General features: G+C 71.4%; 10 protein-coding genes. 9 read left to right on the forward strand and 1 reads right to left on the reverse strand.

Annotated features, from left to right (window positions below):
* Positions 1-517 precede the first annotated feature (517 nt).
* The 9 genes from WMF43_RS34075 to WMF43_RS34115 all read left to right on the forward strand — a co-directional run bounded on the left by WMF43_RS34075 (position 518) and on the right by WMF43_RS34115 (position 11,963).
* A complete protein-coding gene (locus tag WMF43_RS34075) occupies positions 518-2,176 on the forward strand; it encodes a glycoside hydrolase 5 family protein (RefSeq protein ID WP_437671097.1) in 1,659 nt (552 codons plus the stop codon).
* Positions 2,177-2,259: 83 nt separating this feature from the next.
* Positions 2,260-3,360 (forward strand): D-xylose ABC transporter substrate-binding protein, encoded by a 1,101-nt coding sequence (gene xylF, locus WMF43_RS34080; protein WP_437684141.1) that lies wholly within the window; start codon positions 2,260-2,262, stop codon positions 3,358-3,360.
* 446 nt (positions 3,361-3,806) lie between these two features.
* Positions 3,807-5,798 (forward strand): multicopper oxidase family protein, encoded by a 1,992-nt coding sequence (locus tag WMF43_RS34085; RefSeq protein ID WP_437671098.1) that lies wholly within the window; start codon positions 3,807-3,809, stop codon positions 5,796-5,798.
* Between the two features lie 222 nt (positions 5,799-6,020).
* Positions 6,021-7,136: a phosphotransferase gene (locus tag WMF43_RS34090; protein WP_437671099.1), complete on the forward strand. Its 1,116-nt coding sequence runs from the start codon at positions 6,021-6,023 to the stop codon at positions 7,134-7,136.
* Complete coding sequence (locus tag WMF43_RS34095; protein ID WP_437671100.1) at positions 7,133-7,663, forward strand: adenylyl-sulfate kinase; 531 nt, start codon at positions 7,133-7,135, stop codon at positions 7,661-7,663. Before WMF43_RS34090 ends, WMF43_RS34095 begins: the two co-directional genes overlap by 4 nt.
* Positions 7,660-9,273 carry a protoglobin domain-containing protein gene (locus WMF43_RS34100; protein WP_437671101.1) on the forward strand — a complete coding sequence of 538 codons (1,614 nt, stop codon included), beginning with the start codon at positions 7,660-7,662 and terminating at the stop codon, positions 9,271-9,273. The genes WMF43_RS34095 and WMF43_RS34100 overlap by 4 nt, the downstream gene beginning before the upstream one ends.
* A gap of 101 nt (positions 9,274-9,374) precedes the next feature.
* The gene (locus tag WMF43_RS34105; RefSeq protein WP_437671102.1) at positions 9,375-9,935 is read left to right on the forward strand and encodes a response regulator; all 561 of its coding nucleotides are present in this window, start codon (positions 9,375-9,377) and stop codon (positions 9,933-9,935) included.
* Positions 9,936-9,978: 43 nt separating this feature from the next.
* Positions 9,979-10,407, forward strand: a complete 429-nt coding sequence (locus WMF43_RS34110; RefSeq protein WP_437671103.1) for a CBS domain-containing protein — start codon at positions 9,979-9,981, stop codon at positions 10,405-10,407.
* A 161-nt stretch (positions 10,408-10,568) separates the two neighbouring features.
* Positions 10,569-11,963 carry a sigma-54-dependent transcriptional regulator gene (locus WMF43_RS34115; protein ID WP_437671104.1) on the forward strand — a complete coding sequence of 465 codons (1,395 nt, stop codon included), beginning with the start codon at positions 10,569-10,571 and terminating at the stop codon, positions 11,961-11,963.
* 307 nt (positions 11,964-12,270) lie between these two features.
* Here WMF43_RS34115 and WMF43_RS34120 read toward each other — a convergent pair whose 3' ends face one another.
* Positions 12,271-13,389: a branched-chain amino acid aminotransferase gene (locus WMF43_RS34120; protein WP_437671105.1), complete on the reverse strand. Its 1,119-nt coding sequence runs from the start codon at positions 13,387-13,389 to the stop codon at positions 12,271-12,273.
* Positions 13,390-13,603: the final 214 nt, after the last annotated feature.

The following is a 13,603-nucleotide window of genomic DNA, read 5'->3' on the forward strand; positions in this document are numbered from 1 at the left end:
GAGCGGCCCGCGGTCCATCCTACCCTGAACGTCCCGGAGGCGCTCGGGAGATGCCTTCCATGGGCTCGTCTGAGCGGCGCGCGCTGCCGGCCGCCGCCCGAGCCGACCCCACGTCGACCGCCCCGCCGCAGCCCGCATCGGCCATCTGCCATCCGGTCGGGCGGCAGCATCCGCTCGCGCCCTGCCACCGCCGCGCCACACCGCTGCGCCCTCGCGCGCCGACGCCGCCGCCGCGTCGTCCCGAGCGGCGCCCGCGGCGCCCCTCCCTATTGACGCTGAACCGATTAAGTGGTCTGCATGCGCCCGGGTCAATCGCAGCGCAGCTCGGTCCGATGAGCCTTCGAGACGAGCCGCGGCGACGCACGTCCAGAGGACGGCGACCGCACGGACGGAGAATTGTATCGGCGCAGGAAACGACCGACCCCTCGGTCACCTCCGGCGGCCAGGACCCAGGCCGCCGCGAAGGCTCCGCGCCGTCGCTCCTGAGGAACGACACTCCACTTTCGTCGAGGAAACGATGATGAAAAATACCTTGTTGCTCGCCCTGGGTTTGCTCTCGCTCGCCGCGTGCTCCTCGGAAACGACGGACCCCGCGTCCTCGGAAGGCGCCGGCGGCACCGGCGGCACCGGCGGCGCCGGCGGCGCAGACGCCACCGGGACCGGCGGCACCGGGACCGATGGCAGCGGCGCAGCGGGCGGCGGCGGCGGGGACGGAACGGGCGCGGGCGGCGGCGGCGCGGCCGTCGACTGCGCCGCGAATGCCGAAAAGTGCTACGTCCGCGTCGACGGGAGTAAGTTCACGCTCGACGGGAAGCCGTACAAGTACATGGGCACGAACTTCTGGGCCGCACCTTACATCAGCCTCGAGCGCCTGCGCGCAGAGCTCGACATCCTGGCGGCCCAGGGGGTGCTGAACCTCCGGATCATGGCGCTGAGCGAGGGCGACATCCCCGATTCGCAGAAGAACAACACGGAGTTCGGCCCGCAGCGGATCACGCCGGCGTCGTCCGACGCGCCGTGCGCCGACGAGAAGCTGGACGAGTACGTGAGCCACCTGAAGACGGTGCTCGACGAGGTCCACAGCCGCGGGATGAAGGCGGTGATGACCCTCAACGACTGGTACCACTGGTCGGGCGGGATGCCCCAGTACATCAAATGGGCCTACGAGCAGCCCGAGACCACGTGCGGCAAGAGCTACGAGCAGTACCAGGTCGGGCTGACCCACCCGACCTCGGGCGAGCCGCTGCTCGCCGCGGGCCACCACGTGCCGTTCTCCGCGTCGACCCGGTTCCAGCCCGGCACGGGCGACGACTGCCAGATCGTGCCGCGCGGCGCCACCTTCGAGATCCCCCACCCGAACACCATCACGCCGGCAGGCCCGGCCTGGGACGACCAGCAGGACATCTCGACCCTGTTCCTGTGCAACACGAAGGCGCAGGAGTTCTTCTATAACCGCGCCGAGCCGCTGATCGAGGCGCTCAAGGACCACCCGGGCATCATGGCGTGGCAGCTCGCGAACGAGCCCCGGTCCTTCCAGGGCTGGAGCGCGCTCTTCAAGCTGTGGGTCCAGCGGACCGCGAAGTTCATCAAGGACATCGATAAGAACCACCTGGTGTCCATCGGCTCCGAGGGCGAGCTCTACATGTGGGGCGCCTACGCCAACAGCGACTTCCGCGAGTTCCACGCCGTGCCCGAGATCGACTACCTGACGTTCCACATCTGGCCCGAGAACTGGTCGTGGTACGATCCGTCCCTGCCGATCGACAGCGACGACGCGACCGGGCTCGACGCCGCCATCGCCGAGAGCAACGAGTTCATCGAGACCCAGCTCGCCCACGCCAAGGCGCTCGACAAACCGGCCGTGCCCGAGGAGTTCGGGCTCGCGCGCGACGACAAGGCGCAGCCTGTAAATTCGACCGTCGAGAAGCGGAACAAGTACTATGCGACCGTCTTCGCCGCCGTCGCCGAAAACCCCGAGCTCGCCGGTGTCAACTTCTGGGCCTGGGGCGGCACCGGGAGGCCGGCGGGCAACCCGAACGCGTTCTGGCGCTTCGGCGAAGACTACATCGGCGATCCGCCCCACGAGATCCAGGGGTGGTACTCGGTGTATGACAGCGACACGGACACGCTGAACCTCATCATGCAGTACGCTGACCAGATCAACGCGACCCCGTGAGGACATCTCCGGCGGTCCCATCACCCTAGCCCCATATCCTGCACAGACCGGAGGTCACCTTGATTCGTCGTTCTGCCTTTCTCATGGCGCTCTTCTCGCTCGCGATCTCGGCCGGCTGCTCGAAGCCGTCCGAGGGCGACGCGACCGCGGGCAAGACCGAGGACAAAGCCGCGAAGGGCGCGGACGCCAAGCCCGCCGACGCGAAGCCCGGCGACAAGAAGAAGATCACCATCGGCTTCTCGATGGACACCCTCAAGGAAGAGCGGTGGCAGCGCGACCGCGACCTGTTCAAGGCCAAGGCCGAGTCGCTCGGGGCCACCGTGCTCGTGCAGTCCGCGAACAGCGACGACGCCCTGCAGAACTCGCAGGCCGAGAACCTGCTCACGCAGGGCGTCGACGTGCTCGTGGTCGTGCCCCACAACGCCAAGACCACGGCCACCATCGTCGAGTCGGCGCACAAGCAGAACGTGCCCGTCATCGCCTACGACCGGCTGATCCTCGACTCGGACGTGGACCTCTACGTGTCCTTCGACAACGTCCGCGTGGGCGAGCTCCAGGCCGAGTACCTCGTGAAGAAGCACCCGACGGGGAGCTACGTGCTCATCGGCGGCTCCCCCACCGACAACAACGCGAAGCTCTTCCGCGAGGGGCAGATGAACATCCTGAAGCCGCTCGTGGACAAGGGCGACATCAAGGTCGTGGCGGACCAGTGGGCCAAGGACTGGCAGCCGGTCGAGGGGCTCAAGATCACCGAGAACGCGCTCACCAAGAACAACAACAACGTGACCGCGGTCGTCGCGTCGAACGACGGGCTCGCGGGCGCGGCCGTCCAGGCGCTCGGCGAGCAGAAGCTCGCCGGCAAGGTCGGCGTGTCGGGGCAGGACGCCGAGCTCGCCGCCTGCCAGCGCATCGCGGCCGGCACGCAGGGCATGACCGTCTACAAGCCGATCAAGCTGCTCGCCGACAAGGCCGCCGAGCTCGCCATCAAGCTGGCGAAGAAGGAGCCCGTCGGCGAGAAGACGCAGACGGTCAACAACGGGAAGAAGGACGTGGCGAGCGTGCTCATCGCGCCGATCGCCGTGGACAAGGACAACCTCGCCTCCACGGTGATCGCCGACGGGTTCCACAAGGTCGAGGACGTCTACAAGGACGTCCCCAAGGAGCAGTGGCCGGCGGCGAAGTAAGCGCCCCCAGCCTGGACCGCGCTGCCCGGCGGGCGGCCTCCGCCCCGCGGGCGGCGGTCTCCACCCCGCGGGCGGCCTCCGCCACGCGGGCGGCGTCCTCCGCCCCGCGGGCGGCGTTGCCGCGCGCGGGCCGCGGCCGCCCCCCTCCCCACGACACAAGCAGGAGACGAGCCGCGCCAGCGGGTCGCGCCGTCACCCCGGCATCAAGGCGGGACGGCGGGAGGAAGATCCCCCTGCTCCTCGTGTCTTCCCGAGATCCCGCTGTTCCTCGTCTCTTCCCGTCGTCATGAGAGGCCCTCCGCCGAGGATCTGACGAATCCGGATCCTCGTGCATGGTCATCCAGGCGCCCAGATCCGGAGCTGCCTGGATTGCTCGGATCCCCTCGCCCGTCATGATGCCCCGTGTCCGCAGCGTGGCTGTGAGGCAAGGAGATGCGATGTCCTCCATGAAACGACGACAGCTCCTCCGGCAGGGTTTGGCCGCGACGGGCGGGTTCTTGGTGCTGCGGCGGGGCGGTCTGGCGAGGGCGGTCATCGAGGCGTGTCCGATCGTGCGGGCGCAGGGGCCGACCCTGCGCGGATCCGACGTCGCCGCGCACCGGTACACCCGCCCGCTGCTCGTCCCGCCCGTCATGCCCAGGGCGAGCGTGAGCTACACGCTCGGCACGCGCTTCGATTACTTCGATTATTACGAGATCGCTGTCCGGCAGTTCGCGCAGCACGTCCTGCCGCCCGGCCTGGGCCTGCCCCCGACCACGGTGTGGGGGTACGGGTCGCTCCGCCACCCCGAGACGTTCAGCTACCCGGGGTTCACCATCGAGGCGAGGTGGGGGAGGCCCGTGCGCGTGAAGTGGATCAACGACCTCAAGGATCCAGCGACCGGCCGCTTCCTCCCGCACCTGCTCCCGGTCGACCCGACCCTGCACTGGGCCAACCCGCCCGGCGGGCTGGCAGGCCGCGACGCGCAGCCCACCTTCACCGGCGCATGCGAGCCCGGGCCGTACCGGGGCCCGGTGCCGTTCGTCACGCACCTCCACGGCGCCGCGGACGTGCGCCAGGAGAGCGACGGATATCCCGAGGCCTGGTACCTCCCCGCGGCGGCCGACATCCCCGAGGGATACGCGGGGACCGGCACCTTCTACGATTACTACCGGCGCACGTCGCCGCTCGGACATCTCTGGGAGCCAGGGGCGGCCGTGTTTCAGTACCCGAACAACCAGCCGGCGACGACGCTCTGGTATCACGATCACACGCTCGGCCTCACCCGCCTCAACGCCTACGCAGGCCCGGCCGGCTTCTACCTGCTGCGCGGCGGCCCGGACGATCTCCCGCCCGGCATGCTCCCCGGACCGGCCGCGGCGCCCGGCGACTGCGACTGCACTGGACCGATGACGTACGAGATCCCGCTCGTGATCCAGGATCGCTCCTTCAACGACGACGGGTCGCTCTTCTACCCGGACACGCGCGGGCTCCCTCCCGATCTCGCCGATCTGTACATCCCGCGCGGCGACATCCCGCCGATCTGGGTCCCGGAGTTCTTCGGCGATGTCATGGTCGTCAACGGCCAGGCGTGGCCGTACCTCGAGGTCGAGCAGCGGCGTTACCGCTTCCGCATCCTGAACGGCAGCAACTCGCGGTTCCTGATCCTGCAGATGGAGAACGATCTCCCGTTCTGGCAGATAGGCTCCGACGGAGGGTTCCTCCCCTCCCCGGTGGAGCGCGCCACCCTCTCGCTCGGGCCGGCCGAGCGCGCGGACGTGATCGTGGACTTCAGCCGCGTCCGCGCCGGCGCCGCGATCGTCCTGCGCAACCTCGGGCCGGACGCGCCCTTCGGAGGCAGCATGTCGACCCCGGCAGACCCGGCGACCACAGGGCAGGTGATGCAGTTCCGCGTCGTCCCGGCGACGAGCGCGGACACGAGCACACCCCCTCACCGGCTCCGGCTGCCGCAGCTCGCGCGGCCCGGAGCCGCGGGCGCCGTACGGCGGGTGTCCCTGAACGAGGTGAGCTCCGCGATCGATCCCGACGCCGGCCCGCGGGCAGCCCTGCTGGGCACCATCGAGCCGCCTCCAGAGGCAGGCACGCCGAGGCCGCTCTTCTGGCACGATCCGATCACGGAAAACCCGGCCACAGGGTCGACCGAGATCTGGGAGATCTACAATTTCACCATGGACGCGCACCCGATCCATATCCACGAGATCCAGTTCGAGGTCGTGGATCGCCAGCCGTTCGGCGGCGCGTCACGCCCGCCGGAAGCGGGCGAGACGGGCCTCAAGGACACCGTGATCGCGCCGCCCTCGGAGATCACGCGGATCAGGGCGACGTTCAACAGGCCCGGCCGGTTCGTGTGGCATTGCCACATCCTCGAGCACGAGGACAACGAGATGATGCGGCCCTATCATATCGGGCGCGTCCCCGACGATCTCCCGAAGCGCTGATCCACGCCTCGCCCGGCGCGGCGCACGCTTCGCGCGGGGGCGCAGGTTCTGCGAGCGCGCCCGGCCCGGCCCGGCCCCCGTCGACCACATCCCCGCGGGCGCCGGCTCGGTCCGCGATCCCGCCGCGATCCGCGGTGCGGCAGGACCAGGCTCTTCAGGCACGCGGCCTGCTTCTTGCTCGTCCGGTGACCACGTCGCCACGTCCAGCTCCAGGAGGAGACCATGAGTGCCCAGGCGCTCCCGCCCGAGTCCGATCCCTCAGGCCCGATTCGCCAGCTCGTCGAGGCGGCCTTGCCGGATGTGCGGGTCGTGGAGATCACCACCATGGGACCTGACGGCAGCTCGAGCCACGACCCGACCGAGAAGGCTGCCGGTTACGGCGCCCCCCGCCGGATCACCGTGGCGGGGCCAGACGGCTCGCAGCGGAGGCTGGTGCTGCACACGTCGACCGCGAACGAGTTCGGCCACGATCGGCGGTCGGATCGCGCGGGGGATATGCTGCTCGCGTTCGACACCTTCGGGTCCATCCCGGCGCATGTCGAGGTCGTGGACGTCGGCGCGTTGACCCGCGACCGCCGCTTCCTGTCGCTGCGAGAAGCGGGCGAGTTCTACCTCTTGACCACGTACGCGGAGGGGCGCCTCTACGCGGCGGATCTGCGCCGCGTCGCGGAGGAGCGGCGCGCCGGCCCGGAGGACCTCGCGCGCTGCGAGGCGCTCGCCAGGTACCTGATCGAGCTCCACGAGGCGCCCGGCGCGCAGCCGGGCAGCTACCGCCGCGCGGTGCGCGACCTCGTGGGCCACGGCGAGGGCATCTTCGGGATCATCGACGGCTACCCGGACGACGTGCCCGGCGCGCCGCCCGGGCGGCTCCAGGCCATCGAGCAGCGCTGCGTGGAATGGCGATGGAAGCTCCGCGGCCGGGACCTACGGCTCGCGCGGACCCACGGCGACTTCCACCCCTTCAACATCGTGTTCGACGAGGCGTCGCGGCTCACCCTGCTCGACACGAGCCGCGGCTCGCAGGGCGATCCCGCGGACGACGTCACCTGCCTCGCCATCAACTACGTCTTCTTCGCGCTGGACGCGCCCGGCGCCTGGCAGGGCGGCCTCCGCGCGCTGTGGCGGCGGTTCTGGCAGGTGTACCTCGGCTGGGGCGGCTCCGCGGGCCTGCTCGAGGCGGCGGCGCCGTTCCTGGCGTGGCGCGGGCTCGTGCTGGCGAACCCGCGGTGGTACCCTGCGGTCACGCAGCGCGCGCGGGACGCGCTGCTCACCTTCGTGGAGCGCGCCCTCGACGCCCCGCGCCTCGACCCGGAGGAGGCCGAGAGGATCTTCGCATGAGCGGCGCCGTCGTCTGGATCACGGGGCTGCCCTCGTCCGGCAAGTCCACCCTGGCCGAGCGCGCGCGCCGCGCGCTCCTCGGCGAGGGCCGGGCGAGCTGCGTGCTCGACGGCGACGAGGTCCGGGGCGCGCTCGTGCCGAGCCCCGGCTACGACCCCGAGGGCCGCGGCGCGTTCTACGAGACGCTCGCGCGCCTCGCGGCGCTGCTCGCGCGGCAAGGCATGATCGTGATCGTGGCCGCGACGGCGCACCGCCGCGCCTACCGGGAGCGCGCCCGCGCGCTCGCGCCGCGGCTCGTCGAGGTGTTCGTGGACGTCGATCCGTCGGTCTGCCGCGCGCGCGACGCGAAGGGGCTCTACCGGGCATCCGGGGCGGGGGACGTCGGCGCGCTGCCCGGCGCGGACCTCGAGTACGAGGCGCCGGCCTCGCCGGACATCGTCGCGCGCGGCGGCGAGGACGAGGCGGCGCTCCGGGCGATCGTGGACAGGGCGAGGGGCTGGTCTCGGGCCGCGGAGGCCGGCGCGTGACCGGCTCCGGCGCGGAGCCCGCCCGCGAGACCCTCTTCGAGGAGATCAAGCGGTACGTCCGCTTCGGCGAGGAGGACGCGCGCTGGCTGGCCGCGCTGCGCGCGCACGCGGCGCCCCATTTCCCGCGCATCGCGGACGAGTTCTACGACCGCATCCGCGAGCACGAGGACGCGCACGCGGTCTTCGCCGGCGAGGAGCAGGTGGAGCGGCTCAAGGCGTCGCTCGTCCGATGGATGACGAGGGTCTGCACCGGCCCCTACGACGCGGCGTATTTCGAGGAGACCGCCAAGATCGGCCGCATCCACGTGCGCGTCGGGCTGCCGCAGCGGTACATGTTCACGGCGATGGCGCTCATCCGCCTCGCGCTCGGCGAGATCGCCTCGAGCGCGCCCTTCGCCTCGGACATCCCGGTCCGGGCGGCGCTGGCCAAGATCCTCGACCTCGAGCTCGCGATCATGCTGGAGACGTACCGCGACGATTTCCTCGCGCGGGCGCAGCGCGCCGAGCGCCTCGACCGGGAGGAGGTGGGGCGCACGCTCGCGCGCACGGAGCACCGGTACAAGAGCGCGGTCGAGCTCGCCAAGGTCCTCGTCGTGGGGCTCGACGCGCGCGCGGTCGTGCGGCTCTTCAACCGGGAGGCCGAGCGGATCACGGGGCTCGGGCGGGAGGAGGTGCTCGGGACGCCGTTCGTCGAGGCGCTGCTCCCCGAGGAGGTGCGCGCGGACCACGGCGCCCTGGTCGAGGAGCTCGCCGCGGGCCGCGCCGCCGGCGCGGACGTCCTGGAGAGCAGCGTCCGCACGCGCGCGGGCAAGATCCGCGACGTGCGGTGGCAGCTCGCGTACGCGCCTTCCGCGGCGGACGACGAGGTCGTCCTGTTCGCGATCGGGCAGGACACGACCGACGAGAACGCGCTCGCCGCGCGCGTGCGCCAGAGCGAGAAGCTCGCCGCGGTGGGGACGCTCGCGGCCGGCCTGGCGCACGAGATCAGGAACCCGCTCAACGGCGCGCAGCTCCACGTGACGTTCCTCGAGCGGGGGCTCGCGCGCGCCGGCATGAGGGACCCGGACACCCTCGAGGCGATCAAGGTCGTCCGCGAGGAGATCCGCCGCCTGTCGACGCTGGTGAGCGAGTTCCTCGATTTCGCCCGGCCGAAGCCGCTGAACCTGGAGCCGGCGTCCCTCGTCGCGATCTGCGAGCGCGCCGCGCGCATCGCCTCGTCGGACGCCGCCGGCGCCGCGGCCGAGGTGAAGGTCGACTTGCCGTCGGCCGACATCGTGCTCGACCTCGATCCCGCGAAGATGGAGCAGGTCCTCTTGAACCTCCTGCGCAACGCGGTCGAGGCGGCGGGGGCGACCGGCGGCACGGTCGTCCTCCGGGCCCGGCGGAAGCCGCGCCACGCCGTCGTCGAGGTCGAGGACGACGGGCCCGGGATCACGAGCCCGGAGGCGCCGATCTTCGACCCGTTCTACTCGACGAAGCCGAACGGCACCGGGCTCGGCCTCGCCATCGCGCACCGCATCGTCACCGACCACGAGGGCGCCATCGAGTTCCAGAGCCGCGCGGGCAAGACGATCTTCCGCGTGACGCTCCCGATCCGCCTCGCCGGTTGATCGCCGGCCGTCCGACGAGCCCGGCGGATCGGGCCTGTCGCCCCGGGCGAGGGCCGCGGGCCCGTCAGGCGTCTGGCACGCAAGTTGGTAGAGCTCCCGGCGTGGAACCACGCAGCGCCGAAGCGCCCCTGATCCTGCTCGTGGACGACGACGTCCGCACCGCCCGTTTGCTCGTGCGCCTCCTCGAAGACGACGGCTTCCGGGTGGAGCTGGCCACCGACGGCGCCCTCGCCATCGCGCGGCTGGCCCGGCGGCCGGTGCCCGACATCCTGGTGACGGACTTCCGGATGCCCCACGCCGACGGCCTCGCGGTGGCGCGCTTCGCGCGGTCGCTGCGGCCGTCCCTCCCGATCTTCGTGGTCACCGGTTATCCCGAGCTCGTGGCGAGGCTCGGCCGCGGCTTCGCGCCCGAGGCGGTGGTGCACACGAAGCCGGTCGACTACGCCGCCCTGAGCGGCGAGCTGCGCTCCAGCGCGGCGTCGATGGCCGCCGCCGCTGCGCCGCCGAGCTTCCCGGCCCCGCCTGAGCCGGTGAGCGCGCCCCTCGCGGCGAACGGCTTGCGCGCGCGCGCAGCCCTTGCGAAGGGGCGCCGCCGGGCTCGGCCGCGGCGCCGGGCGCGGCCGGATGGCGCAGGACATGCAACGTGCGCTGGGCGTCGGTAGGACGAGGGTCGGACCGGCAGAGGCTCGCGCGGAGGATAAAGAGATGTCGCTCAGCCGCTTTGAACATGGTGCCGTGAGCGCCGAGCTCACGGAGTCGGTCACGGACGTCGCCCGCAGGATGCGGGAGTTCCGCGTCGGCTGCGTCGTGGTCACGCACGGCGCGCGCGCCATCGGCATCGTCACCGACCGCGACCTCGTGCTGCGGGTGATGGCCGAGGCGCGCGATCCGGCGACGACCGTGGTCTCGGACGTGGTGACGTACGATCCGACGACGCTCCAGCAGACCGACAGCATCGAGACGGCGCTCCGCCTGATGCGCGAGCGCGGCGTCCGGCGGCTGCCGATCGTGCGCCACGACGGCAAGGTGACCGGGATCGTGACGGCCGATGATCTGACCGTGATGCTCGCCGCGGAGCTCTCCGATCTCGGCGCCGGCATCCGCGGCAACGTCGAGGCGACCGAGAGCCGCTGAGACGACCTCCTTCCAGCGCTCCAGACGACGTGCAGTCCGCGCAGCGGCGCGGATTTTGCGTGTTCCCTCCGGCGTTCGTGTGCCTGCCGCCTGCCGCCTTCGAACGGGGTCGCGGGGCCGCGGAGACGCGATATCCTGGGCTGGACCTCGGAAGGAACGGCATGAACGCGGAGAAGAAACAGGGCGCGCGGGTGCTCGTCGTGGACGACGAGGCGAGCGCGCGCTCCGGGCTGGAGAAGCTCTTGCGGCAGGAGGGGTATCTCGTCGATGCGGCGGCCGACGGGGTCGAGGCGCTCGAGGTCGCGGCGGAGCGGCCTCCGGCCGTCGTCGTCACCGATCTGAAGATGCCCCGGATGGATGGAGTCGCGCTGCTCGGCAAGCTGCGCGAGCAGGACCCGGACGTCCCGGTGATCGTCGTCACCGCGTTCGGCGACGTGTCCTCGGCGGTGCAGGCGATGCGCGCGGGCGCCGAGGATTACCTGACGAAGCCGGTCGACTTCGACGCGCTGCTGCTCGCGATCGAGCGCGCCCAGGAGCGGAGCGCGCTCCGGGTCGAGGCGGAGAACCTCCGCCGGCAGCTGCGGGAGCGCGAGGGCGAGGGCGTGGAGGGCCTCATCGGGGCGAGCCCGGCGATGCAGAAGGTCTACCGGATGGCGCGGCAGGTGGCGGGCGCCCGGGCGACGGTGCTCATCACGGGCGAGAGCGGCACGGGCAAGGGGGAGCTGGCGCGCGCGATCCACGCGAAGGGCTCGCGCGCGAAGGGCCCCTTCGTCGCGCTGCACTGCGCGGCGCTGGCGGAGTCCCTGCTCGAGAGCGAGCTGTTCGGCCACGAGCGCGGCGCGTTCACGGGCGCCGACCGCCGCCGCGTCGGCCGCTTCGAGCAGGCGCACGGCGGCACGTTGTTCCTCGACGAGGTCGGCGAGATCCCCCCGTCGACGCAGGTGAAGCTGCTCCGCGTGCTCCAGGAGCGGGCGTTCGAGCGGGTCGGCGGCAACGACACCGTCTCGGTCGACGTGCGCCTCATCGCCGCGACGAACCGCGATCTCGCCGCCGCCGTGCAGGAGGGCCGGTTCCGCGAGGATCTCTACTACCGCCTCAACGTCGTCCACATCGACATGCCGCCGCTGCGCGTCCGCGACACCGACGTGCTGCTCCTGGCCAACCATTTCCTCCGGCGCTTCGCCGCCGAAAACCGCCGTAAAATCGAGGGGTTCGCCGACCGCGCGCGCGCCAAGATCGTCGCGCACCGCTGGCCCGGGAACGTGCGGGAGCTGGAGAACGCGATCGAGCGGGCGGTCGTGCTCTGCGAGGACACGCTCATCGACGAGGAGCACCTCCCCATCGACATCGCCCCGGTGGCGAAGGGCGCCTTGCGCATCCCCGGCGCGACGATGGCCGAGATCGAGCGCTACGCCATCCTGTCGACCCTCGAGGCCACGAACGGCTCCACGACCCGCGCGGCCGAGCTCCTGGACATCAGCATCCGCACCATCCAGTACCGCCTCCACGAGTACGGCATGACCACGAAGTCCAAGCGTTCCCCCGCCGCCGACTGACCCTCTCCTCCACCGTGAGCGCCGGCGGGTGGGTCCGCGCGCGCCGACGTGGCGCGGGCGGGCGCGCCGAGCACCGACCGAGGTACCATAAGGCCCCTGTCATCTCGACGCCTCAGGCGCGCCTTGTGTGGCGCGCACCATAACGTCCCAGCCAGCATGGCCCGAAGGGAGACATGCCGGGCGGTGTTCTCTGCTTCAGCTCCCCCCGCCCCGGTCTTGCCGATTGGCCAGCGCCCGCCCGCGCCACGTCGGCGCGCGCGGACCCACCCGCCGGCGCGGCCCGCTTGGCAGGCCCCCGGCGTCCGCGTCAGACCACGGCGTGCATCCAGCCGTACCGGTCGGGCGCCAGGCCGTGCTGGATGTTGAGCAGCGCCTCGCGGAAACGCGTGGCGACCGGGCCGGTCTCGTTGTTGTGGAGGGTGAAGGTGCCCTCGCGGGACTTCACCGCGCCGATGGGCGTGATCACCGCGGCCGTGCCGCACGCGAACGCCTCGGTCATGCGGCCTTCGCGGACCGCCGCGCGCCACTCGTCGAAGGTGACCTTGCGCTCCTCCGCGCGATAGCCGAAATCACGGGCGAGCTGAAGGATGCTGTCGCGGGTGATGCCCGGGAGGAGCGTGCCTGTCAGCGCCGGCGTCACCAGCACCGGACGACCGCCCTCCTCGTAAACGAAGAAGATGTTCATCCCGCCCATCTCCTCGACATAACGGCGCTCCACCGCGTCGAGCCACACCACCTGCGCGCAGCCCTCGGCCGCCGCGTTCATCTGCGCGAGCAGGCTCGCCGCGTAGTTGCCGGCGAACTTCGCCGCGCCCGTGCCGCCCGGCGCCGCCCTGACGAAATCCTCCGAGATCCAGACCGTCACCGGCTTCACGCCCTGAGGGAAATACGCGCCGGCCGGGGACGCGATCACCAGGAAATCGTAGGTGCTCGCAGCCTTCACCCCGAGCGCCGCCTCGGTCGCGAACATCAGCGGGCGGAGATAGAGGCTCTCGCCCACCGGCGTGGGCACCCACGCGCGATCCTGGCGGATCAGGGCGTCCACCGCGCCCACGAACAGCTCGACCGGCATCTCCGGCATCGCGAGCCGCCGCGCAGAGCTGTTGAAGCGGAGCGCGTTCGCCTCCGGCCGGAACGTCTTGATGCTCCCGTCCGGCTGGCGGTACGCCTTGAACCCCTCGAAGATCGCCTGACCGTAGTGCAACACCGACGCCGCAGGATCCAGCGTGAGCGGCGCGTAAGGTTTGAGCTGCCCCCTGAGCCAACCCTTGCCCGCAACGTACGGGATCACGACCATGTGCTCCGTGAACAGGCGCCCGAAGCCGGGGTTCTGTATCCGCGCCGCGCGCTCGGCGTCGTCGAGAGGATGCGGCGTGGGGAGGATCTCCAGATCAAGCTTCGTGGCGGGCGCGCTTTCGGTGCTCATCGGGGCTCAACTTCCGCGACGGACAGCGGTCGGCCCGGGCAGGTGAGCCGTTACAGTCGCCGTCGTGTGGCATTTTTCGGAAGAATCCCGGCGGGATGCAAGCATTTTTTCGCGATAGAACCAGGCGATCGAGCGCAATCGTACACAGTCGCGCGCAGTCGCGCGCAGTCGCGCGCGCTCTGACGTCCTCGGGCGGACGCGCCGCGGCGGCGCC

This window comes from Sorangium sp. So ce131 (assembly GCF_051519095.1).
In the GTDB taxonomy this organism is placed as follows: domain Bacteria; phylum Myxococcota_A; class Polyangia; order Polyangiales; family Polyangiaceae; genus Sorangium.

Excerpts from the sequence above, each read along its gene's own strand:
- WMF43_RS34075 (WP_437671097.1), top strand. The coding sequence starts at position 518 with ATGATGAAAAATACCTTGTTGCTCGCCCTGGGTTTGCTCTCGCTCGCC.
- xylF (WP_437684141.1), top strand. The coding sequence starts at position 2,260 with ATGGCGCTCTTCTCGCTCGCGATCTCGGCCGGCTGCTCGAAGCCGTCC.
- WMF43_RS34085 (WP_437671098.1), top strand. The coding sequence starts at position 3,807 with ATGAAACGACGACAGCTCCTCCGGCAGGGTTTGGCCGCGACGGGCGGG.
- WMF43_RS34090 (WP_437671099.1), top strand. The coding sequence starts at position 6,021 with ATGAGTGCCCAGGCGCTCCCGCCCGAGTCCGATCCCTCAGGCCCGATT.
- WMF43_RS34095 (WP_437671100.1), top strand. The coding sequence starts at position 7,133 with ATGAGCGGCGCCGTCGTCTGGATCACGGGGCTGCCCTCGTCCGGCAAG.
- WMF43_RS34110 (WP_437671103.1), top strand. The coding sequence starts at position 9,979 with ATGTCGCTCAGCCGCTTTGAACATGGTGCCGTGAGCGCCGAGCTCACG.
- WMF43_RS34115 (WP_437671104.1), top strand. The coding sequence starts at position 10,569 with ATGAACGCGGAGAAGAAACAGGGCGCGCGGGTGCTCGTCGTGGACGAC.
- WMF43_RS34120 (WP_437671105.1), bottom strand. The coding sequence starts at position 13,389 with ATGAGCACCGAAAGCGCGCCCGCCACGAAGCTTGATCTGGAGATCCTC.